The sequence below is a fragment of the Psychromonas sp. genome (genome assembly GCF_047632955.1).
GTDB lineage: Bacteria > Pseudomonadota > Gammaproteobacteria > Enterobacterales > Psychromonadaceae > Psychromonas.
In genome coordinates, this window is record NZ_JBLIED010000028.1 from 22,387 (window position 1) to 45,087 (window position 22,701).

The 22,701-nt window shown below is 38.8% G+C and carries 17 protein-coding genes and 1 tRNA gene; 8 read left to right on the top strand and 10 right to left on the bottom strand.

Features of this window, described 5'->3' with window-relative positions:
• Positions 1–3 precede the first annotated feature (3 nt).
• Positions 4–1,206 (bottom strand): cysteine desulfurase NifS, encoded by a 1,203-nt coding sequence (nifS, locus tag ACJAZP_RS14600; protein ID WP_415231478.1) that lies wholly within the window; start codon positions 1,204–1,206, stop codon positions 4–6.
• A 14-nt stretch (positions 1,207–1,220) separates the two neighbouring features.
• Positions 1,221–2,165, bottom strand: a complete 945-nt coding sequence (gene nifU, locus ACJAZP_RS14605) for a Fe-S cluster assembly protein NifU (protein ID WP_415231479.1) — start codon at positions 2,163–2,165, stop codon at positions 1,221–1,223.
• Positions 2,166–2,529: 364 nt separating this feature from the next.
• On the opposite strand from nifU, the gene nifB reads away from it, so the two are divergent.
• Positions 2,530–4,053 (top strand): nitrogenase cofactor biosynthesis protein NifB, encoded by a 1,524-nt coding sequence (nifB, locus tag ACJAZP_RS14610; protein WP_415231480.1) that lies wholly within the window; start codon positions 2,530–2,532, stop codon positions 4,051–4,053.
• A 368-nt stretch (positions 4,054–4,421) separates the two neighbouring features.
• Here the strand turns inward: nifB and arfB are convergent, their stop codons facing one another.
• Together arfB and ACJAZP_RS14620 are read right to left on the bottom strand one after the other, a co-directional pair.
• Positions 4,422–4,835: an alternative ribosome rescue aminoacyl-tRNA hydrolase ArfB gene (gene arfB / locus ACJAZP_RS14615; RefSeq protein ID WP_415231481.1), complete on the bottom strand. Its 414-nt coding sequence runs from the start codon at positions 4,833–4,835 to the stop codon at positions 4,422–4,424.
• Positions 4,836–5,322: 487 nt separating this feature from the next.
• The gene (locus ACJAZP_RS14620; protein ID WP_415231482.1) at positions 5,323–5,946 is read right to left on the bottom strand and encodes a tRNA-uridine aminocarboxypropyltransferase; all 624 of its coding nucleotides are present in this window, start codon (positions 5,944–5,946) and stop codon (positions 5,323–5,325) included.
• 29 nt (positions 5,947–5,975) lie between these two features.
• On the opposite strand from ACJAZP_RS14620, the gene rrtA reads away from it, so the two are divergent.
• The 3 genes from rrtA (at position 5,976) to ACJAZP_RS14635 (ending at position 9,364) form a co-directional block, all read left to right on the top strand.
• Positions 5,976–6,554, top strand: a complete 579-nt coding sequence (gene rrtA / locus ACJAZP_RS14625) for a rhombosortase (RefSeq protein WP_415231483.1) — start codon at positions 5,976–5,978, stop codon at positions 6,552–6,554.
• A 251-nt stretch (positions 6,555–6,805) separates the two neighbouring features.
• Positions 6,806–7,915: a GGDEF domain-containing protein gene (locus ACJAZP_RS14630; protein WP_415231484.1), complete on the top strand. Its 1,110-nt coding sequence runs from the start codon at positions 6,806–6,808 to the stop codon at positions 7,913–7,915.
• Positions 7,916–8,026: 111 nt separating this feature from the next.
• Positions 8,027–9,364: a Na+/H+ antiporter family protein gene (locus tag ACJAZP_RS14635; RefSeq protein WP_415231494.1), complete on the top strand. Its 1,338-nt coding sequence runs from the start codon at positions 8,027–8,029 to the stop codon at positions 9,362–9,364.
• 296 nt (positions 9,365–9,660) lie between these two features.
• Here the strand turns inward: ACJAZP_RS14635 and ACJAZP_RS14640 are convergent, their stop codons facing one another.
• Entirely contained in the window at positions 9,661–10,368 is a 708-nt protein-coding gene (locus ACJAZP_RS14640; protein ID WP_415231485.1) for a FadR/GntR family transcriptional regulator, read from the bottom strand.
• Positions 10,369–11,398: 1,030 nt separating this feature from the next.
• Here ACJAZP_RS14640 and ACJAZP_RS14645 point away from each other — a divergent pair.
• From ACJAZP_RS14645 to ACJAZP_RS14655, 3 genes are read left to right on the top strand one after another with little or no spacing between them, the layout of a single operon-like run.
• Positions 11,399–11,728 carry a cupin domain-containing protein gene (locus tag ACJAZP_RS14645; RefSeq protein WP_415231486.1) on the top strand — a complete coding sequence of 110 codons (330 nt, stop codon included), beginning with the start codon at positions 11,399–11,401 and terminating at the stop codon, positions 11,726–11,728.
• Between the two features lie 54 nt (positions 11,729–11,782).
• Positions 11,783–12,712: a sugar kinase gene (locus ACJAZP_RS14650; protein WP_415231487.1), complete on the top strand. Its 930-nt coding sequence runs from the start codon at positions 11,783–11,785 to the stop codon at positions 12,710–12,712.
• A gap of 31 nt (positions 12,713–12,743) precedes the next feature.
• Positions 12,744–13,373 carry a bifunctional 4-hydroxy-2-oxoglutarate aldolase/2-dehydro-3-deoxy-phosphogluconate aldolase gene (locus ACJAZP_RS14655; RefSeq protein ID WP_415231488.1) on the top strand — a complete coding sequence of 210 codons (630 nt, stop codon included), beginning with the start codon at positions 12,744–12,746 and terminating at the stop codon, positions 13,371–13,373.
• Between the two features lie 320 nt (positions 13,374–13,693).
• Here ACJAZP_RS14655 and ACJAZP_RS14660 read toward each other — a convergent pair whose 3' ends face one another.
• Complete coding sequence (locus tag ACJAZP_RS14660; protein WP_415231489.1) at positions 13,694–14,644, bottom strand: AEC family transporter; 951 nt, start codon at positions 14,642–14,644, stop codon at positions 13,694–13,696.
• Between the two features lie 283 nt (positions 14,645–14,927).
• Here ACJAZP_RS14660 and ACJAZP_RS14665 point away from each other — a divergent pair.
• Positions 14,928–15,003 (top strand) — tRNA-Arg (locus tag ACJAZP_RS14665).
• Positions 15,004–15,326: 323 nt separating this feature from the next.
• On the opposite strand, the gene ACJAZP_RS14670 is transcribed toward ACJAZP_RS14665, so the two are convergent.
• The 4 genes from ACJAZP_RS14670 to pgm all read right to left on the bottom strand — a co-directional run bounded on the left by ACJAZP_RS14670 (position 15,327) and on the right by pgm (position 22,491).
• On the bottom strand, positions 15,327–16,646 hold the full coding sequence (locus ACJAZP_RS14670) for a DEAD/DEAH box helicase (protein WP_415231490.1): 1,320 nt from the start codon (positions 16,644–16,646) through the stop codon (positions 15,327–15,329).
• Positions 16,647–16,823: 177 nt separating this feature from the next.
• Positions 16,824–17,120 carry a YfcZ/YiiS family protein gene (locus ACJAZP_RS14675; RefSeq protein ID WP_415231491.1) on the bottom strand — a complete coding sequence of 99 codons (297 nt, stop codon included), beginning with the start codon at positions 17,118–17,120 and terminating at the stop codon, positions 16,824–16,826.
• Between the two features lie 147 nt (positions 17,121–17,267).
• A complete protein-coding gene (locus tag ACJAZP_RS14680; RefSeq protein ID WP_415231492.1) occupies positions 17,268–19,799 on the bottom strand; it encodes a glycogen/starch/alpha-glucan phosphorylase in 2,532 nt (843 codons plus the stop codon).
• Between the two features lie 1,039 nt (positions 19,800–20,838).
• Positions 20,839–22,491 (bottom strand): phosphoglucomutase (alpha-D-glucose-1,6-bisphosphate-dependent), encoded by a 1,653-nt coding sequence (gene pgm, locus ACJAZP_RS14685; RefSeq protein ID WP_415231493.1) that lies wholly within the window; start codon positions 22,489–22,491, stop codon positions 20,839–20,841.
• Between the last annotated feature and the right edge of the window lie 210 nt (positions 22,492–22,701).

Below are 22,701 nucleotides of genomic sequence, written 5' to 3' on the forward strand. Positions count from 1 at the left end.
CTTTTAAGCAAATGCAGGCTCAAAACAATCCAATTCAACGGGTTTGCCATCCTGCCAATAGGGAGACAACAATCTCAACTTGTCGATAATTTGCGGAATAACTTCAATCACTTTATCTATCTCTTTCTCTTTGGTGTAACGGGAAAGGGAGAAACGAATGGTGCCATGCGCTGCAGTATAGGGAATTTGCATCGCCTTCATTACATGGGATGGTTCGAGAGATCCTGAAGTGCAGGCACTGCCACTTGATGCCGCAATTCCAAATTGATTAAGCAGCATTAAAATCGCTTCACCTTCGACATATTCAAAGGCGATATTGCAGGTATTAGCAGTACGGTTTTGTGGATCGCCGGTCACAAAGGCATGTTCAACCTGAGCTAAAATCCCTTTTTCTAACTTGTCGCGTAAGGTTTTGACCCTTCCGGACATAGTCGTCAAATGCAGTTCGGCCTGCTCAGCGGCAACACCAAAAGCGACAATAGCGGGGCTATTTTCAGTCCCCGCTCGACGGCCACGCTCCTGATGACCCCCTCGAAGTAACGGGCGGTAGCGTACCCCTCGACGTACATATAAAGCACCTATCCCTTTGGGCGCATGCAGTTTATGTCCGGAAAAAGACAGCATATCAATCTCGGTGTCTTGAATATCTAAGGGAATTTTACCCACAGCCTGTACTGCATCAGTGTGAAACAAAACACCTTTTTCACGGGCTAATTTGGCCATCTCGGGAATCGGGAATAGCGTACCGGTTTCATTATTTGCCCACATAATGGTCACTAATGCGGTCTGATCCGATAATAGCTTGCGATAGCTTTCGACATCTAATCGCCCCTGCTTATCCACTGCCAGATAATGGATCTTGTATCCCTCCAGCGCCAGTTGTTCACAGACTTCCAAGGTAGCAGGATGTTCAACCGTGGTGGTAATAATCTCTTTTTTATTAGGGTTAACTTTTAGCGCCGAATAAATTGCGGTGGTGGTTGATTCCGTTGCACAGGATGTAAAAATAATTTCACTTTCATGCAATGCACCAATTAAATCGGCAACACGTTTACGGGCCAACTTTATTTGCGCACCGACTTTATCGCCAAAACTGTGAATAGAGGAGGGATTCCCAAACTGCTCACTAAAAAAAGGTAACATAGCCTCAAGCGCCATGGTATCAACCTTAGTTGTCGCATTATTATCTAGATAAATTGTTCTCATATCGGTCTCCTCAGCTAAACGACATTCGCTAAATGTGATAGGTTTTTTAATTCTTCCGGTTCATAACTTGCAGGCTCCTGGTTGACAACCGGGATCGGTCTACCCAATTTTTCACTGATTTGATCCTGCAGCCAGCCCAGAGTGACATCTGTCATCATGCAACCCGTACAAGCACCCGACAAACTGACAATGATTAAATTTTCACCTGCTTGAACTAAACTCACATCACCGCCGTCAACCTGCAAATAAGGTCTTAAATTGTCAATAATTTCCGTCACTTTTTGGGTAAGTTGCTGACTCTCGGACGACTCTTCAGAATTTTCACGGCTCAACTCCATTTCCGCCACGGACGCAGTTGCCAAAGAGGTCGCCGATGCACAAGCCTTTTTCTTGCTTATTACGGCATCAATCACTCTTTCTATTTTTTCATGGCAACTCGTACAGGCGCCACCTGCTTTGGTATAGTTAATAACATCTTCAATGTTTGTTAACGCATTTTTTTCAACTGCACGGGTTATTTTGCCCTCATCAACAGCAAAACAACGACAAATAAGTTTACCTTCTTCGTGGTCATCGGCTGTTAATTCAATGCCCCGATAATTGGCAATAGCGGCTTCTAACGCTTCTTGCCCCATCACCGAACAATGCATTTTTTCGGGTGGCAAACCACCAAGGTAATCAACAATTTCCTGGTTGGTCAGTTGCGCAGCCTGATCAACCGTTTTACCGATAATCAGTTCTGTTAATGCTGATGATGATGCAATGGCGCTACCGCAACCAAATGTTTGAAAACCCGCCTCTTCGATAATATCTGTCTGCTCATTTACCTTTAAGGTTAAACGTAAGGCATCACCACAACTAATTGAGCCCACATCACCAATGCCATTCGCATCGGCTAATGCTTTCGCATTTCTTGGATTAAAAAAATGATCTTTTACTGTTTCCGAATAGTTCCACATATGCGCCTCATTAATCAATTGACCTTGTGATTGGTATTTTGCAAAACTTAGACCAATTATGAATACCCTTTGTATTCATGAGGTTATGATATTTATCAGTGGAGGTAGTCGGTTTGTGCCACAGTAGAATGTGCGCTTTGTCGCAAATGATACATTAGTCAAAGGCCTTATCTTTGCGCAAAATTGTCCTGTGTTAATTTTGCTACAATTGTCTTCTATACCACTAATCAGGCTTTAAAAAACTTCAACTAAAATGTCGGAATTACTATTTAAGTATTTTTTTATCAATATGTTATAGATAATAAGGTATCTGGTATAAAGATTGCATTCTTGATCATAAGTCATTCTTTCCAGGTAGATAATTATGAACAAAAACAGCACTAGCAGTACTCACTTAAACGATTTCGCTGAACAACAGGCAACTCGCCCTAGTTGCAAATCTAAATGCGAAAGCGACACCTTAACTCCGGCAATTAATCTCAACAAAGTATCCCCATCAGCCGTTACCATTGCTCGGTCACAATTGCAAAAAGTTGCGCAGCACCCCTGTTATTCTAGTGACGCACATCATAAATATGCGCGTATGCATCTGCCCGTTGCACCCGCTTGTAATATTCAATGTAATTACTGCAATCGCAAGTACGACTGTGCCAGCGAATCTCGGCCCGGGGTTGTCTCGGAGTTACTTACCCCAACGCAGGCATTACTTAAAGCGCAAACCGTTGCCAAAGCAATACCACAACTTTCGGTAATAGGCATTGCAGGGCCTGGTGATCCTTTAGCTAACCCGGTACGGACGTTTGAGACATTAGAGTTAATACGCGAAGCAATGCCGGATATAAAACTTTGTATCTCGACCAATGGATTAACCCTATCAGAGCATGTGGATAAATTAGTGAGCCTTGGGGTTGATCATGTCACTGTTACTATTAATACACTCGATGAAGTGATTGCGGCACAAATTTATAAATGGATTTATTATCAAGGTAAACGATATAGCGGAGTGCAAGCGGGAAGAATATTAATTGAGCGTCAAATAGCAGGTATTAAAGCACTTTCCATGGCGGGAATATTAACCAAAATTAATTCGGTATTGATCCCGGGAATAAACGACGGGCATTTACCTGAGCTTAGTCGAGAACTCAGACGCAATAATGTGTTTTTACATAATATTATGCCCCTAATAAGCCAACCTGAGCATGGCACCTTTTTTGGTCTGGCAGGACAAAGAGAGCCTAGCAGTGATGAGCTTGAACAAGTACGGGAATTATCGGGTGGTAATGTCAGTCAAATGAAACATTGCCAACAATGTCGAGCTGATGCCGTAGGTATGCTTGGCGAAGATAGAAATGCCGAGTTTTCTATCAAAGGTATTGACCCGGCAGTCGTTGATTACTCGCAAACCATGTTAGGCCGAAGCCGCTTTCAGTCAGCCGTTATTAGTAAAGGTAGCTCCGAAACTCAAGCTTCTTTAGTGGTTGCTATCGCTAGCGGAATGAATGATCAAATAGATCTGCATTTTGGACATGCCGATTGCTTTAAGTTATATCTGATCATTCGTAATGAGCAACATTATATTGGTGAGAGAAGAATAAAACGTTATTGCTCTGGCGCAAGTGACTGTGATGAGCAAAGCGATCTTGACGAGGCTCAACACTCAAATCAGGAGTCAAGTTTAAGCAAAACAATAAAAGCACTGCATGGTGTCGACCTGTTATTGTGCTGCCGTCTTGGTACCACGCCCTGGGAAGCATTGGAAGAGGCCGGGATTTTGCCGAATGTAGATTATGCCTACCGTGAAGTAAATACCGTTCTGCCGGAGTTATTCCCTCGCTATGCTGAACTGGCAGGTGCTAAATGGCGTAAACAACAGAATATGGAGCCGTAAACACAATGGCCTTAACCATCGGAACTAATTGTTTTTGTTGTTATGCCTGTGAGACTGTTTGCCCTGAAGGTGCGATCATTGTCAAAGGGCATACCTTTACGATTAATCCCAACCTGTGCAGCGAATGCAGTGATATTGATACTCCCAGGTGTATGGCAATTTGTCCCGAGCCTAATGTAATTAAGCAAATTGATTAGTATCAATTTGCTTAATCTTGTGATCTTTTTTTTGAAGTGCCCCTTTGCTCTCGCTCGGTTAAAAAACCTATAATTCAGGCTAAGTTAGTGCATATAATGAATAGGTAAAAAATCATGAATACTGATTTCTTTAGTTTACTTCATGTCATTCGAGTCAATGGGAAAAAATACTTAATCGTGCACCTTCCCTCTCAACACCTTGATATTGCCTTGCCTCTTCTTAGAATCCATTCTGCGTCTTTGTGAGTTACGTGTTGGCTTCGTAGCTCTTCGCGCTTTCTGAATAGCAGTAGCAGATAGGATTAATTCTTTTAGACGGTTAAGCGCATCATCTCTATTTTGCTCTTGAACACGATAACTTTGGGCCTTGATAATAACCACTCCATCTTTAGTAACCCGACTATCAGATAAAGCTAACAACCTATTTTTGTAAAAATCTGGCAATGTAGAACGCTTAATATCAAAACGTAAATGTATCGCAGACGAAGTTTTATTTACCTTCTGACCGCCAGCTCCCATCGCCCTGATGGCCGTGAGTTCTATTTGCCATTCAGCTATAATAATGGCGTTTGATATTCTAATCATTACTATTTTCCTTTCGGAGGTGCTACTTGACAAGTAACCTGATCAACTCGTTGGCCTCCATTGCCAGTACCCCTGATATTATTAACATCTATTTGCCAATCAGCTATTGATACGTAGTTTGAGATGACTAATTCAGTCATCTGTATTTACTACCACACTTATTATTAAATTCCTTACTCTTTACGTGATTATACATTTTAATACTTAGCGCGTCTCGATAGTGGAATTCTGAGTGTATATAATGAGATTTATCTATAAGTTAGAATTATGAAAATCTAAAAATTAAAGGTATTATTTTCCCTAACGCTGCGTTTTTGAATGGAGCAATACGAGCGCTTTCGTTGTTGATGCTGCGCTTGAACTTATTCACCCTAATTGTTTTCAATAGGAACAATACTGACAAAGTTAAATTAAAATTTTAATAAGATTAATGATATTTTTAACATTGCGGTCCTTTCACTTATAAATTATCTTTTAACTTGCGACATCACTTAAGCATTTCTTCGGATTTTGGTTTTTTATCCAGATAGTGCTTTTTATATATTTCCGCCGGCATGGATGCGATTTGATAATCGATCATCTTATTAAAAGTAGTTAATAAGGGGATAAATTTTTGTTGATTTTTTTCCAGCTGAGAAAGCAAATAATAACCCGCTTCAACCGTTGACAAACCATCAGCTCGTGGTGATTTGCGAATACGATATTCGCTTTTTTTATCTATATTAATTGATATCTTCGGTAAGTTCTGCAAAAAAGGATTACTCATCAATAATTTGTAGGCCTTTTTCCAACTGCCATCGAGTAAAATAAAAACGCTGCGGTCATTCAGTTGTGTGCTACTAAGCTGCTCCGCCGGCACTGCCGAGGGATCGGGAAAAACTAAATAGCTGTTCTGTAAATCAAATAAGCTAGGATCAAACAAGGTTCCCACGCTGATTTTTGAGCGCTTTAATGACAACCCCAAAATCCGTGCAGTGCCAATCGCATTTTTTTCTTCACCGGGATCTTGCAATACATGTACAAAGTGTTGATTATCAATCAACTGTATCGCTGAGCAGATACACGCCGATTGAGCTTTTAAGCAGCGTTTGCAAACAGCTCTTTTACTCATTTATAAAGACCTCTCAATAAAGGAAACAGATGCGCGCTCTTATTATCGAAACGTCATTGATAATATTACTGACTCTGATGGTGTATTGGTTTGACCCGGAAGCCAGTAACCAACTCGCATATTATCATAATGGCATAGCAGAAGGAGAAATTTGGAGACTGATTAGTGCGACATTTTGCCATACTAATTTTAATCACCTGGTATTGAATATTGTCGGATTAATTGTCACTTTAGCGTTATTTGTTGATCTGTTTAAAACTATAAAAATTTTCCCCATCATTATTTTCTGCAGTTTATTTATTGGCTTATGCCTGTTTATCTTTGATACCGAGGTAATTTGGTATGTCGGTTTATCGGGGGTTTTACACGGTTTATTTAGCTTTGGGGTTGCCAAAGATATTGAGAATAAAGATTCCTGGGGTTATCTGCTCGGGGCGGGTCTGGTGATTAAAATTATCTATGAGCAAATTTTTGGCGCATCGCAAAGTACGGTCCATTTAATTGCGGCAGAAGTATTGGTAAATGCGCATCTTTACGGCGCAATCGCGGGTTATATCTTTTATATCTTTTATAGATATAAAAGATATAAACTTGAAAAAAGTGATTGATTACTAATAAATAATATTGGCATCTGTTAATATTCATCAATACTAGCTCTGTTCCATTTTATTGTTGTAATTATCAAAATTTCAATATGTTATAAAAAAAATTAATCTGCTTTCAATATTGAAAACGCCGGCTTGTGGAATGGGTATTATAAGTTGTTAATTCAAAAACATGATCATGAGTTTACTCTCTGCAGAGACAAGAACTTTCAGACAGTAAAAGATGCAATGTTTACCGGAAAATGGAATGTTGAATGCGTAAATGGTTATCTACCCAGCTGCAATTTGGAATACAGAAAGACGGTATTAATTACAGAAAAAATGTCACTGCAAATTTGATTCTTTGTTTCGCTTTTTTAATGTTATGTTTTTATACTGCAGTCTATTTTTACAACGGTGAAGCTCCGCTATTTTATACCGATGGTGTATTATTCATGCTTTTTCCGCTTTTTTTACTTTTATTTAGAAGAAAAAAAAATACCCTCGCTCATATTGCCTTACAAATTATGGGCATCTGCCTTTTGTATATTATTCATATTAACGAAGGCCAGCATTACCTGCCAATCTGGTCATTTATTTATATTTATGTATCAATGATCCTCTATGGTCATCAAAAAGGATTATTACTGGCGATCGTTTATTACTTTGTCGTTTTATCAATGTTATATAGCTGGACTGGCCATTCTCTTAATATCATCAGTTATATTCGTTTTACTTCAGTGGCACTATTAAGTGTTGTCATCTCTTATCTTTCAGAGTATTTAATATTTAAAATATTTAATCAATTAACTGAAACGCAAAAAGAACTCGAAAAAACCAATAAAATCGATGCATTAACCGGACTTTATAACCGCGGTCATTTTGATGACGTATTTACAAAAGAAATTAATACCACGAAACGGGCGCACACCTTGTTGGCCTTTGCGATGCTTGATATTGATTATTTTAAACCTTTTAATGATACATACGGACATCAAATCGGTGATCAGGCTTTAATCACCGTATCCAATCTGTTAAAAAGTAAATTAAAACGTTCAAATGACGCTATTTTCAGACTTGGAGGTGAAGAATTTGCCCTGTTATTTAAGGTGCAGAATGAAAAAGAAGCAGTGTATATTGTTGATGATATCCTCAATGCCGTTGAAGAGTTAAAAATCCCGCATGCCAACAGTGAAATGTCCCGCTTTTTGACCGTCTCTTGCGGATTAGAAGTGATCACCGCGGAACACAATTTAACAGAGAAACAAATGTATAAAAGTTGTGATGAGCTTTTATACAAAGCAAAACATGCAGGGCGTAATAGAACCTCCCACTCATGCAACCTAAAACTATTAAATTACAATAAGTTACAGATAGTTAAATAATCTCTCTTAATAACCATTACAAAAAAGCGTCTAATATCATTAATTAAATTTGCCATCAATAAATACTCGCGTAAGATGCCGACTTTATTTAACAAGTTAGGACAATTTATGATCAACCCCGTTGTACTCTCAGTCTGCGCGATGCTGGCTTTGTCATTAATGCGTATTAATGTAGTGGTGGCCTTAACATTAAGTGCATTAATTGGTGGGTTAAGTGCCGGTCTGTCACTCGCTGATACCGTCAGTGCTTTTGAAGGAGGACTTGGCGGCGGTGCAACCATCGCATTAAGTTACGCCATGCTCGGTGCCTTTGCCGTAGCAATTTCCAAATCAGGCATTACCGATTTATTAGCGCAAACAGTTATTAATAAAGTGCATGGCAGGCACCCGGATCATTTAACCTACGTGATCAAATATGTGGTGTTAACTTTAATTTTATTAATGACTATTTCATCGCAGAATATAATCCCAGTGCATATCGCCTTTATCCCCATTTTAATTCCGCCATTATTAACGGTATTTAGAAAATTACGTTTAGACCGACGTTTGGTTGCATGCGTATTGACCTTTGGTTTGGTTACTCCCTATATGGTTTTACCGATTGGTTTTGGCGGTATCTTTTTAAATAATATTTTATTAAAAAATTTACATGATAATGGTCTGCAGGTCACCGCCGATCAGGTACCAACCGCCATGATTTTACCTGCGCTTGGTATGGTTACCGGTTTATTGATTGCGGTATTTTTCAGTTACCGCAAACCGCGTGATTATCCTCAGGACGAGCTGCCGGTGACGATCGAAGAACATAAACACCCCGTAGAAAAACAAATAAATAAGCGCCATATCGGCATTGCAGTCGTTGCCATTACGGCAACATTAGCAGTACAGCTTTCATCCGGTTCGATGATTGTCGGGGGCTTAGCCGGTTTTATGGTATTTACTATCGGTGGGGTTATCGCTTGGAAAGAAACACAGGATGTTTTTACCAAAGGTGTACATATGATGGCCATGATAGGCTTTATTATGATTGCTGCAGCAGGTTTTGCTGCGGTGATGAAAGCCACTGGCAGCGTGGACACCTTAGTTGAAATGTTATCTACAAATATTGGCCAAAATAAACCGCTTGCAGCAATATTAATGCTGGTGGTGGGATTATTAGTGACCATGGGGATCGGCTCTTCTTTTTCAACGATTCCAATTATTGCCACTATTTACGTCCCCCTTGCCCTCTCCTTTGGTTTTTCACCGATGGCTATCATCGCATTAGTCGGAACTGCAGCGGCCTTAGGTGATGCCGGTTCACCGGCTTCAGACTCGACTCTGGGACCGACAGCCGGTCTAAACGCCGATGGCCAACATGATCATATTTGGGATACTGTGGTGCCGACATTCATCCACTATAACCTACCCTTAATGGTATTTGGCTGGATTGCGGCGATGAGTTTGTAACGCCTTAAAAGAAAGCAAAACTGACCGCAATTGAACTAAAAAAAAGGAAAGCAGCTTAGCTGTTTTCCTTTTTTTATCTCATTGTTTTTTAGGGTAAAATGATATCAGTATAATAGCGTTTCCCTCGACAAAACAATACTCCGCTGACAATGCTACGGTGACAATGCTACAGAGAGATCAATTAAAACAGCCCGATATTCTAATTTCATTTTTGTTATTTAATTTTTATGGTTTAAAGTCATAATTTACAAACTGACACCTTTAAGATAATTAACTAAAAATCATCAGCAGCTCTTTTAAACCGGTAAGCGATGTTTTTCTGCTATAAGCAAAGAACGAGATGCTTCGAGTGCCTGCTCTTCTTTGCCTGCCATTATCGCCTTATAAATTGCGCGATGTTCTTTAATACATACCCCTCCATCTTTTGACGAGTAGGTAATAAAACTCATAAAAATAGTGGCTAATACATTACCAAAAGGTATATAAAAGTCATTTCCTGTTGATAAGAAAATTAAACGATGGAAATGCATGTCTGCTTCTGCCCAACGGTCATGGTCAAAGTCTTTAGCAATTTCTTCCATTATTTGAAAAGTATCTGATAGTTCAATACGCTGTTCTGCCGAAGCATTTTTTGCAGCTAATGCGCAGGCTTCTGGTTCAATGGCTTTGCGCAGACCAAGAAATTGCTGGTAAAACACTTTTGAATTTTCAAGGCCATCCATCCACTCAAGTAATTGCGGATCGAGAAAATTCCAATTATTTTTTTCAATAACAGTGGTACCAATTTTCGGTTTAGATCGCAGTAAACCTTTTGAAGAGAGTAATTTAACCGCTTCTCGTAAGGCTGTACGACTAATGCCAAATTGTTTACATAAAGTTATTTCATTCGGAATCGTTGATCCCTGAGCTAAATCACCGGATAAAATACTGCGGGCAATTGTTCGAGCAACTTGCATATGCAGACTGCGCGTTGAGCCCGATATGGTAGTAAAAACAGAAGACATTGGCACCCTTAATTGAAATATCGAACAACAAAAAATGCGACTACTATCAATGAGAAGACCAGCTACCATTGTATATATTAGTGTTATTTTACGGGACTTTATTAGTTAAATTATTTTATTATGTAAGACAATAATACATTATTTTTTTTATGAACAGAAGGTAATTAAATATCACAGCTTTTAAAAATTTATTTTTTATAAAGCGTTTCCACTTGTCCGGTTGTTTTTTTATTTTTCATTGTTAACTAGACAGAAAATAACCGCCTTCCTTAATAAATTGTCCGCAATTTTCTGAAAACAATCAAACTTGGCTAACCGGTAAGACATGAACGTAAGAAGAAGCAAGATTGGTTATTTAAACTTAACGATCCACCATAGGCTGTTTTAGCATATTTAATTCTTATCGTTAAAAGGCCCCTTGTATGCAACTTTTGATACTAAGTAGGTATTTTTAGTCAAATTTCCGTATTATCATTAACACGGTTGTCTAATTTTAATACAATATTCTTATGCAATTAATGTGGTAAATATCACTTTGTCATCTTTTTTTAAAGTATTTATTAACCATCATCTTCCTTATTTAAGCGATATAACCGGACACCCGGTTCCCTTTTTAAAGGCAACATTAAGAGTCTGGTGTTGATAAAATATTTAATATAAAAAAGAGTGAAACTGTTTTCCCAAGAAATAGCGTCAAATAATATTGGTTTTTATTGTGATCAATCCCTTTATTACAAAAAAACCTTTAGCAAAAAAAATAAAATATCTAGGTCACAACAAAACAATAGTCATATAATATAACTATTGTTTATTATGTGGTAAGTTTATCTTTATATGCAGTAAAAGCTTTTAATTAGAAAGATAGATACTTTGGCTTTGACCGCAAATTTCAAACTAATGAGTACTGCGCATAAATCAGTCCCAGTAAATACTTAAAAATGACGAGTAACATTAAATTGGAATTAGCTAAAGTTACAAACTTATCCTTAAGGACAATTATTTATAAAACATAATTATTTGGAGAAAAAATATGTTCTTTAATTTCGATGAAAAAGAATGGGAAGTTTTAGGCGATGGCATCAAACGTAAAATCGTTGGTCACACTGATGACCTTATGCTTGTTTACCTAAACTTTGACAAAGGCGCTATAGGCCATCCGCATGCTCATGATATTCATGACCAAATAGGTTTTGTTGCCGAAGGAAGTTTTGAAGCAGAAGTTAACGGTATTAAAAAAATATTGAACAAAGGTGATGCTTACATTGTTAAAAAAATGATCACACATGGGGCTATCGCTTTAGAAGATAATAGTATTCTAATTGATGTTTTCTCTCCTGCGCGTGAAGATTTTCTTAAGTAATTTCTCTTATAAAAGGTTTAACAATAACCTTTTCCTTATTTTATTGAGAATGATATGGCTAAATTTAAAATCGCAATTATTGGCGAATGCATGATCGAGCTTCAACAAAATGGTGAAGCGCTTAAACGTAGTTTTGGTGGAGATACATTAAATACTGCAGTTTACCTAGCGCGTCTGAGCAATGATAAAAACATTCAAACGACTTATGTTACCGCGTTAGGCTGTGATTCTTTCAGTACTGAAATGCTCAATGCCTGGCAGGCAGAAGGCATTGATACCAGTAAAGTACTGCGGTTAGAAGATAAAAACCCAGGATTATATTATATAGAAACAGATGATTCCGGTGAGCGTAGCTTCTATTATTGGAGAAATGACGCCGCGGCAAAATATCTGCTAGAGCAGGCGCAAAGTGAAAAACTATTAAACAATTTATTAGAATTTGATGCGATTTATCTCAGTGGCATCAGCCTTGCAATTTTAACGCAGCAAAGCCGTGACAAATTATTCGTTTTCTTAAAAGCTTTTAAGGCTAAAGGCGGACAGCTTATGTTTGACAATAACTTTCGCCCCAAACTGTGGCCTTCAAAAGAGCAAGCTATTACTAATTATTTAAAAATATTGTCATTAACAGATATCGCCCTGCTCACATTTGATGATGAGCAAATGCTTTATGGTGATATCGATAAGCAGGACTGTATTAAACGCACCCAAGCCGCCGGCGTTAAAGAGATCGCAATAAAAATGGGCTCAGATGCATGTTTAGTGGTTATTGGTGACAACATAACCTCAGTGCCTTGTATTGTAACCACCAATGTTGTTGATACTACCGCGGCTGGTGATTCATTTAGTGGCGGTTATTTAGCAAAACGCTTAACGGGCGGATCTGCAACTGAATCTGCTTTAGCAGGACATAAAGTAGCCTCACAAGTTATCCAATATCGTGGTGCTATCATTCCAACTGAAGCAATGCCAAAAATATTCTAAAAAACATAAGTAAATTAACGTTGAGGTTTCAATGAGCAAATTAAACGAACAACTAGCTGCACTTAAGGTCATCCCTGTTATCGCTATCAATGATGCCAATGATGCTGCGCCGCTTGCAAAAGTATTGGTTGAAAATGGTATGCCCTGTGCGGAAATCACTTTCCGTACTCCAGCGGCTGCACAGGCTATTCGGAATATGCGTGATGCATACCCAAAAATGCTAATTGGCTCCGGTACGGTTTTAACAACGGAGCAAGTTGATCAGTCGATTGCTGCTGGTGTTGATTTTATAGTGAGCCCCGGCTTTAATCCAACCACAGTTAAATACTGTCAGCAACGCGGCGTAACAATTATTCCTGGTGTAAACTCGCCAAGTTTAGTGGAACAAGCAATGGAAATGGGTCTGCAGACATTAAAATTTTTTCCTGCTGAACCATCGGGTGGTGTTTCAATGTTGAAAGCATTAACCGCTGTATATCCGGTAAAATTTATGCCGACAGGTGGTGTTACGGCAAATAATGTTGACCAATATCTTTCCATCCCGGCGGTCCTTGCCTGTGGTGGAACGTGGATGGTTCCGACTAATCTAGTTGATAATAAACAATGGGATGAGTTGGCGGCATTAGTTAAAGCTGCCGTTGCAATTGTTAACCCCGATTAGAATTAATGACAGCGTAATCTTCATTAAGAACAGATTTTTATATTAAATTTTTATATTAAACAGTGCCGTTAGTTTTGCGTAGTTCAGACAAGTCCTCGTGCAATATGCAATGTACAATATGCAATACGCAATACGCAATACGATGATTTAACGCAAAAATGACGGGGCTGTATCGTTTCCCCCCTAGATAAAGTTAAATAGCATCGACGCCTTCTTGCCGTTATAATTACAAAATAAACAGCAAAAACTAAAACTTGGTTTAATGTTTAGCTAGGATCTGTTTTAACAGCCATAAAGGTATATAAAAAATAGATTTGCTATTACATTAAATTAAAACGATAAAGTATTAAAAGACCAATACTATAAGTGAGCAGCGAACCGACTGTCGTACAGGCAATGACATTCGCAGCCAGCTTTGCATTAGCGCCCATCGCTCTGGCCATAACATAACTTGCAGCCGCGGTTGGGGCCGCTGTCATCAGAAAAATCAAACCTAACTGTAATCCTCTAAAGCCAAGCAGATAAGCCCCTCCTGTCATTAATATCGGAGCCACAATGATTTTTAAAACAGTGGCAAACCAGATAATAACACCATCTGAATTCAAGGACTTTAAATGCAGGCTACCACCGGCACATAATAACGCCATTGGCAGGCTCATATCTGCAAAATATTGTCCGGCATCGAGCATTACCTTGGGCACCGGTATGGTGAAGAAAAAGAATAAAACCCCCGATAAAATGCCAATAATTAATGGATTTTTAAAAATTGCTTTAAATAACCCGAAGAACATCTTGGGCGTTATTTTATGCTGTTTAGGGGTCAGTATTAACACCGATAAAACATTATATAAAACAACATGAAATGCCACATAAACAGCGGCTAACGCAAGACCTGCGTCCCCATAAATATTATCAACGTAGGCTAAGCCAATAATAGCGAGGTTGGCTCGAAAAGCACCTTGAATAATAGCACCATGATCATCCCGGTTTCGAGCAAACAGCTTGGTTAAAAGAACGACCAGTAGAAAAAATAAAATATTCGCCAATAAAGAATAAGCAATCAATGAAAAATCAATGTCTGTGCCATGCTCCGATTTTACAATGTTTAGAAAAAGAAGGGTTGGTAAAGTGACGGTAAAAACCAATTTTGATGCGATCTCAATGAATGGTTCATTAATAAAATTTATTCGTCTGAGAAACCACCCCAGAAAAAGTAGCAAGCAGATTGGCCCGGTCACGGATAAAGAGAACATAAGCGACTCTAAAAACATAAGCTTTCCTTGGTTATTTTCTGTTTTTAAGTAGATGCCTGAATTCTGAGCTATCGGCAGAATATTTCGGTTTTATTTCAACGAGAGCGAGCGAGAACATTTAATAATGGCCGTTGCCTGTTAATAATCATCACTAATACTCGACTTTACTACAATGATCTGTCATTAGGGATTTTTTTTATCCTAATTATTGTATATAATTCAATTAGTTTACTGCACTTCTCACGGAGTCTGATAATGAAAAGGTAAGCTGTTAATAAAATAGATATAAAGTTAGCATTTAGTCCCCTTAGTTCAGCTGGATAGAACAAGGACCTCCTAAGTCTTAGACGTGAGTTCAAATCTCGCAGGGGACACCACTTTCTCTTTCAAGAAAGTTCAACAAAGCCCACCAGCCTATTTAAAGTTCAACTATTTAAAGTTCAACCACGCCCGGTTGATATTTTTAAGGGCGATCGGTTAACAACTCCACTTACTGCAATAAGCAGCTTACTTTTATGGGTTTCTTCGGAATCTAATTAGAGGGATTGCGATAAGGTTAAGGCAGCGATAAATTTTCGGTACTTTTTAAAAAGTAAAAAGTCAGCTTGTGTGCTGACTTTTTTGTAGTTCAAGAAACCACTAAGCATTGAAGTCATTATATTACTCCAATTTAACTCTTTTAATGATTTACAATATGTCGCTATTCCTCAATTTTCTTTTTTCGACGCATCGGCGCAAAACCGGCCTCTTCCGCTTCATGGAAAATCTTATTAGGTGCCGCTTTAGGTTTACGCGTTTTACTGCTCTGTTTCTTTGCAGCTTTATGATTGACTGGGTTGATTTCTACGGCCTTAACAACTTTCTCAACAACACCTTTAAATTTGGGTTTAATACCATCAACACGGTCAAAACTTATTTGTTGCTGGACAAATTCTTCAACTTTTTTAAAGTTTACCCAGTCTTTAGGACCAATGATTGAAATTGCATCCCCTTTCTCACCCGCGCGTCCTGTCCGGCCTATGCGGTGAATATACTCTTCGGTATGTTTAGGGATATCGAAATTAATCACATGGCTGACATTGAGTAAATCTAATCCGCGAGAAGCAATATCGGTGGTCACTAACAGCTGCGCTTTACCACGGGAAAAACTGTCCATAATGCTATTGCGGTTGTTTTGCGTTAAATCGCCATGTAAGGCCAGCGTACTATAACCTCTTTCACTGAGTGCAGTACTGAGACGCTGCGCATCGAGACGCGTTGCGGTGAAGATGATGGCCTGTTTAATTTCTTCATTTTTTATAAAATGGAAGAGCAATTTTTCTTTTTGATTTAAGTTATCCGCCAGGTAAAAACGCTGTGAAATTTCACTGTGCTGCTGATTTTCTTCACCAATCGCAATACGTACCGGCGCTTTTAATAATTCAGCGGCAAATTCATTCACTTCGGCATGACCTAATGTGGCTGAAAATAACAAGGTTTGGCGCAAACGGTGGTTCGCTGCTGAGTTAACTGCTTTTAATTGCTCGGCAAAGCCTAAATCCAACATGCGATCGGCTTCATCCAGAATTAACAACTCTAAGCCTTGTAAATGCAATAACCCTTTTTTTAAATGATCGACGATTCGTCCCGGCGTACCAACGACAAAATGTGGGTCTTTATCTAAGGCTTTAACTTGATCGTTGAAGTTTTCCCCTCCTAGGACTAAGGTCGATTTCAAACTGGTATTTGAAACTAATAAACGCAGTTGCGAATAAACCTGTTTTGCAAGCTCTCGTGTTGGCGTTAATATTAAAACGCGCGGATCACGTTTGGTTAATGCACGTGTTTTTAAAACACGCTGCATCGCAGGCAGCAAATACGCTAATGTTTTACCCGACCCGGTTTTTGATGATGCCAGTAAATCTTTCCCCGCAACGGCAATGGGAACGGCTTCAGCTTGAATTTGTGTTGTTTCAGTGAATCCAAGATGGGATAACGATATGATTAAACGGCGGTCAATGGGTAAATCATCGATCAGCAAAGTACTCTCCAAAAGGCAATATTAGTAATAATCTGAGTAGTATAACGATTAAGCACCAAAAGAAGAAAAAAAATTTACATTGTGCTGCAATTAATCTCTTTAATGTCAAAACACAAATACAAAAAAAGCCAAACTAATTGGCTTTTTATAAAACAGAACGGTGACAAGAGCAATTGCTTAAATTGCGCTTAAACCCATTTCAAAAATAAGTTTTTCAGCTGTACAGTCAAAATTAAGCGACACTTCTAAGGTAACCCCGTCAGCAGCTATTGTTTCCTGTTCGCTAACAATAACGCTTTCAAAACGTGTTTTTGCCGCATCAACATATTTTTTTGCCAGTGCTTTAACCGCATCACTGTCTTTTCCGGTAAATGGCAATACTAAGACGGTATCGCCTTCGGCAATCACACTGCCTAATTCAACAAATGATCCACATGCTTCGCATACGTCATCGGCATTTTTATCTTGAGACATAACAACCCCTTATCTAATATAATTTGTACGGGTATTGTAACGCGCTTTAATGATAATCCCAACAAATTTGACGAGCAATACCCTCTGTTTAGAGGCAAAAAAAAGGCGATATAAAAATATCGCCTTTTAGTTAATTAAGCTTATAGATTACGCTAACGGATATTTTTTCAAATGCCAAACGTTTGCTACATAGTCCTCAATGGATCTGTCAGAGTTAAATTTACCCATTGCAGCGGAGTTTCGAATCGCTTTCTCAGCCCATAGGGATTTATTTCTGTAGGTTGCATCAATTGCATCGTGCGCTTGACAGTAAGAGTCATAATCAGCTAAACAAAGGTACTCATCACCGTATTCAAGCAAGCTGCGTTTGATATCGGATAACGCACCCGGTTGTCCCGGTGTAAAGAAATCCGAGTCTAACCAATCCAATACAGATTTCAGCTCTGGATTATTGTAATAATAATCGTAAGGGTTATAACCCGCTGTTTTCAGCTCTTTAACTTCAGCAACACTTAAACCAAAGATGAACATGTGCTCAGCACCGATTTCCTCGGCCATTTCGATATTTGCACCATCCATAGTACCGACGGTTAAGGCACCATTAAGCGCAAACTTCATGTTACCTGTACCCGAAGCTTCTAATCCTGCTGTTGAAATCTGTTCAGAGATATCGGCTGCAGGGAACATTTTTTCAGCAAGGGATACACGGTAGTTTGGCAAGAACACAACTTTCAATTTATCTTTGATGCGTTTATCACCGTTTACTTTATCTGCAACTTTGTTCAGCGCATAAATGATCTGTTTAGCCATATGGTAACCAGGAGCCGCTTTTGCACCAAATAAGAAAACCCGTGGGACCATATCGTAATCCGGATTCTCCAATAAACGTTTGTACAAGGTTAAAATATGAATCAGGTTTAACTGCTGACGTTTGTATTCGTGCAGACGTTTAATTTGAATATCAAAAATAGCATCCGCAGATACTTCAACACCGGTCAATTCTTTAATAATATTGACTAACTCAACTTTGTTGTCGTGTTTGATATCCATAAAGCGTTTTTGGAAAACCGTATCAGTCGCTTTTGGTAACGCGTCTTTTAATTTATCCAGGTTTACCACCCAATCGGCACCGACCGTTTCATCGTATAATTCAGCAAGTGCAGGATTACAGGCTTTTAACCAGCGACGTGGTGTGATGCCGTTGGTGACATTAATTAATTTAGTTGGGTACAGTTCATTAAATTCAGGGAATAAATCTGTTTTCACCAATGCAGAGTGAACCGCGGCAACACCATTTACTTTGTGAGATGTCACTACACATAGATTAGCCATGCGCACCATACGTTGACCGTTTTCTTCAATAATCGATAATGTCGCTTTTTTATCGTTATCTCCAGGCCACTGCTGTTCAACCAGATCAAGGAAACGACGGTTTATTTCATAGATAATTTCTAAATGACGGGGTAATACTTTTTCAAATAATGGAACAGACCATTTTTCTAAGGCTTCTGGCAATAAAGTATGATTTGTGTAGGCAAAAATATTCTGACAAAGTGACCATGCAAAATCCCACTCAAGGCGTTCTTCATCAACTAAAATACGCATTAACTCGGGAATGGCGATGGTTGGGTGGGTATCATTTAATTGAATTGCCACTTTTTCAGCCAATATTGACCAATCATTTTCTGCACGTCTGAAGCGACGTAAAATATCTTTAACTGAACATGCACAGAAAAAGTATTGTTGAATTAAGCGTAACTCTTTGCCTTCATCTGTTGAGTCATTTGGATACAATACTTTTGAGATAGTCTCAGCTTTTGATTTTTCAATTTGCGCATCAACATAACCACCGGCATTAAATACATCCCAGTCAAAGGCTTCATCGGCACGGCTTTCCCATAAACGCAGAATATTAACTGTTTTAGCACCATAACCAACAATTGGCACATCCCATGGCACACCCTTAAGTTTTTGACCCGCATGCCAGACTTTATGTGATACACCGTGTTCATCAATAACGGTTTCAACATAACCGTATAACGGTACATGTTGAATAGATTCAGGACGACAAATTTCCCAAGGATTACCGTATTCACGCCATGTGTCAGGACGTTCAATTTGACGGCCATCCTGGAATGATTGAGCAAACAGACCATTTTCATAATGGATCCCGTAGCCAATTGCCGGGTAGCCTAATGTTGCTAAAGAATCAATAAAACAGGCAGCTAAGCGGCCAAGGCCACCATTACCGAGCGCCATATCAGGCTCTTCTTCGCAAATTTCATATAAATCTTTGCCTAAACCTTTTAATGCATCCTGTGCTACGTTGAACAGTTCCAGGTTATGCAGGTTATTTGAAAGTAAACGGCCCATCAAAAATTCAAGTGACAGGTAATTGACAGCTCGAGTATCATGCCCGGAATGACTCTTTTGAGTGTCCGTTAATTTCTGGAAAACCAATTCATTCACGGCGTAACAAGTTGCATTCCACCACGCTTTGTTATTTGCTTTACTTTCTTCTGTTGCTAATGTTTTATGCAGACGATCCAGAATAGCTTGTTGCATCTGTTCTGTTGTGCAGTCGATTGCTGGCGCTATTTTAGTCATTGTTTTTTTTCCTTCCGCCGCTTTTTTATCCACTTTTGCTGTGTGTTTTTTCTTACTCGTTTTAGTCGACATATAATATTCCTAGATTTCTTATAAATAATTGCGTGATTTCTATAAAAGATAATCATACGCAGCTTAAAAATTGAAAAACAAACCAAGTCAACTTTCAATTGGTTAATTTTACTTCATTTTTTGATTTTACTTTAATTGTTTATTTTTTAAGTGATGGATTTATGCACTTTAAAGCTAAAACAACAATAATATGGTTGTCTAAAAGTGTTGCTCTCCTTGTTTTTGCGCCCCCTAAAAATGAATCTGATTATGGAGACTGCATTTTCACCTTAAAGACGGTGACAGAATCATCAAATCAGTTTCATTTTAGATACGATGATAAAAAACACTTTGACCTCAAAATTTCACATAATTATTTTTACCTCGCGCGGTGATTAAAATCAACAAGTCAAGCTGTTATTTAGCCTTTTTTGTGCACCTACTCCCATAAAAAGTGGCATTGAAAATTTGCTTTAATAGAGAATGCAGATGCAATTCACTAAATTTTAATTTAATGGAACAATATTTCGCGACAGCAAAAAGCACGATATATCACTTCAAATGCAGGGTTATAGCAAAAAAATCAATGAAATGAGCAATGATTGCGAAGGAAAAATCAGTACTAATAAGGCGTGAGTTGTATTCGAGCGTTGTTCTCACTTCACAAATTCGTATGGAACAATTTTGAACTGCTTTAGCTGACCACGTAGTGGTGAAAAACAGGACGTTCTGAATAAAATTCACAACGCAGTTAGGGGCGATTTTAACCAGCAAGGGTGATCACTTTTTAGTTATTTTGGTATTAATGCATCATTTAGCTTTTTTTAATCTAGGGATGAATTTGTATTTTTATTGCATAGCCGATAATAGTAAGCAGATCAGTATCAGACATTCGCACGCAGAGCAGTTAAGCGGGAAGGAGAGAGATCATAGACAGGTTAAAAAGAATCGGGAGCAGTTGGTTATTCGAGATAAATAATTAAAAAAAACGAGGGTTATCACCCTCGTTTTTGAAAAGCTGCACTTTATTTAAGTTTATAATTCACTCTTAGAAAGTGGATTATAAGCCTGCTTTAGCAAAGGCTTGAGCAACTATTTCCTGAGCTTCTTTTTGGATCAATGCTATATGCTCTTCCCCAATAAATGACTCGGAGTAAATTTTATAGATGTTTTCAGTGCCCGATGGACGCGCGGCAAACCAACCGTTTTCAGTGGTCACTTTTAAACCGCCAATGGCTGCGCCATTACCCGAAGCGTGGGTTAATTTAGCGGTAATTTTTTCACCGGCTAATGTTTCAGCTTCAACCATATCCGCAGTTAAGTTAGCTAATACTTTCTTCTGTTCAGGACTTGCCGGAGCATCAAAACGTGTATAAATAGGAGATCCGAATTTTTCTGTAAATTCAGCATAATGTTCACCGGGATCACGGCCAGTCACCGCAATAATTTCAGCGGCTAATAACGCTAAAATAATACCGTCTTTATCGGTGCTCCATACCGTACCATCTTTACGTAAAAAAGATGCACCGGCACTCTCTTCGCCGCCAAAACCAAATGAACCATCGAATAAACCGTCAACAAACCATTTGAAACCGACGGGTACTTCAGACATCTGACGACCCAATTGCGCAACAACACGGTCAATCATTGAGCTCGATACTAATGTTTTACCTACTTTGGCATTCTCAGACCAGCCACTGCGGTGAGTGAACAGGTAATTAATTGCCACTGCAAGGTAATGATTCGGGTTTAATAAACCGGAGCTTTTAGTCACAATACCGTGACGGTCGTAGTCAGGATCGTTAGCGATGGCAACATCAAAATGATCTTTTAATTTGATTAAACCTGCCATGGCATAAGGAGAAGAACAATCCATACGGATTTTCCCATCTTTATCTAAGGTCATAAAAGAAAAAGTAGGATCAACACGATCGTTAACAACTTCAATATTCAAACCATAGGTTTTAGCAATCACAGGCCAGTATGCAACACCGGAGCCGCCTAAGGTATCAACACCAATTTTAATGCCCGCTTTTGCAATCGCATCCAAATCAAGTACATTTATTAAATCATCAACATAGGGTTGAATATAATCGTATTCTTCAACCAACTCTGATTCCATTGCCTCGGTGAAATCCCACTGCTCAATATCATCAAAATTGTCATTTAATATTTCATTGGCTCTGTCTTGGATAATTTTTGTGACATCACTGTCTGCGGGGCCGCCATTGGGTGGATTGTACTTAAAACCACCATCTTCAGGTGGATTATGAGAAGGAGTGATAACAATACCATCCGCCAAATTGTCCGGATTGGCTTTATTATATTGCAGAATAGCATGTGAAATAACCGGTGTTGGCGTGTAACCACCACCCGCTTGCACAATCACTTTAATACCGTTTGCAACTAGAACCTGCACCGAAGATATAAAAGCCGGTTCAGATAACGCATGGGTATCTTTACCGATAAACATAGGTCCGGTGTAACCCTGCTCTGTGCGGTATTCTGCTAATGCCTGGCTAATCGCCAAGATATGCAGCTCTGTGAATGCATTATTAAATGAACTGCCGCGATGCCCTGATGTACCAAAGGCAACTTGCTCACTTGCTACACTCACATCGGGAAGGTTAATATAATATGCTGAAATCAATTTCGGAATATTGACTAAATCTTGAGCCTGTGCAGGCAGTCCTGCGCGGGGATGAATTGCCATAATAATGTCTACCTCGATTAGTTTAAATAAAAATGTGGTTACAGATTTGTAAATATATTCAAAGCATTCGTCAAACACGGTACTAGTTTAAATAAAAATGTGGTTACAGATTTGTAAATATATTCAAAGCATTCGTCAAACACGGTACTAGTTTAAATAAAAATGTGGTTACAGATTTGTAAATATATTCAAAGCATTCGTCAAACACGG